At 43.2% G+C, this 1,381-nt stretch carries 1 protein-coding gene; it reads left to right on the top strand.

Features of this window, described 5'->3' with window-relative positions:
• Nucleotides 1-43 precede the first annotated feature (43 nt).
• Nucleotides 44-1,255: a serine/threonine-protein kinase gene (locus KIV41_RS24680; protein WP_105067027.1), complete on the top strand. Its 1,212-nt coding sequence runs from the start codon at nucleotides 44-46 to the stop codon at nucleotides 1,253-1,255.
• Nucleotides 1,256-1,381: the final 126 nt, after the last annotated feature.

Below are 1,381 nucleotides of genomic sequence, written 5' to 3'. Positions count from 1 at the left end.
CTACTTAACGCGGCGTTAGTATTCTTATAAAGTTCAGAGGTAAATGTTGGACGAGTATTCAATTCATCTAAAGCGACAAGGCTTTAACTTGCTCGAGGATATTGGAAGTGGGCTTTCTGGTAAAACCAAGAAAGCCAAGCAAAGCTCCTTGGAAAGGTTCGTTGCCGTAAAGTTCTTCGATAGTGTATTTAATCGAAACAACTCCGAGCTAAAGAAAAAGTTTAAGAGGGAAGCGTTCATTCTTGCCGAGGCGCAACATCCAGCGATTCCGTATGTCATTACTCATGGCGAAGTTAAATGTGAGAATGATTCGGTTCCATACATCGTTATGGAGTATATCGATGGTACAAATTTGGAAGATTATGTCCAAAAGCACGGTGTAATTGAGCATCGACAGGTCATCACAATTGCAACTCAGATTCTTGATGCTTTGTCACTTGTGCATGCAAAGGGAATCATTCATAGAGACATAAAGCCCTCAAACATCATGCTATCGTCAGCCGGTCACGCTTACCTGATCGATTTCTCAATTGGCTTTGCGCCTTCTGGAAACCCAAACTTTACAAGAGCAACAAGAACTGGAGACCACCTAGGCTCGGTGGAGTACATGTCTCCAGAGCAAAGCGTTGATATGAAAAACGTTGATAGCCGTTCTGACATTTACTCTTTGGGGCTAACACTCTGCAAATTGCTAACGGGCACACCAACGCTCAAAGCGTTGGACAAGCCAGAACTATCAGTTCCTTATGCTTTACGAAACTTAATAAATAAGGCTTCAGAGTATGACGCAAATAATCGCTATCAAAATGTCGATGACATTTTGAGGGAGTTAAAAAGCATTTCTGGCGCTGGGCATTTCGCAATAAACACGCCAAGCAAAGCACTTTGCTCGAATTTGAAATGTCCAGATGCGCAATGGTCACCAAATGGGTACTACAGGGGAGCTAATTTTACAGAAAACTGCATTGATATTCATTGTACTTCCTGTGGAGACAAACTCACCTATCAATGTTCGTGTGGGTACCCGATAGCCGAAACTCGTTTCTGTGGTGGCTGTGGTACTGAGCTATTCAAAGTACCGGAGTGTAGTAGTTGTGGCTCCTATCTAAAGAAACAAGATATGAGCAAAGATACGTCAAAAGGTTGCAGTAAGTGTCAAGCTAAACAAGTTCTACCACAACCTCAACAACCTATTTGGGGGCAGCCACAACAGCAACCTGCTGGTATGGACTTTGATGACGATATTCCGTTCTGAGGAACTGAATACTAACAATCTGTTTAAGAGTGATTCGCAACGCGTGGCATTTTTACCATGCGTTGGTTTAAGTGATTAAGGCGGTATGCGGCGGCATCGGTATTGCGTTGCTCACACCTTAACAGG

The sequence above is a fragment of the Vibrio sp. D401a genome, assembly GCF_030248515.1.
In the GTDB taxonomy this organism is placed as follows: domain Bacteria; phylum Pseudomonadota; class Gammaproteobacteria; order Enterobacterales; family Vibrionaceae; genus Vibrio; species Vibrio rotiferianus.
The sequence above is the reverse complement of the archived record's forward strand: the minus strand, read 5'-3'. Positions and strand labels throughout refer to the sequence as shown.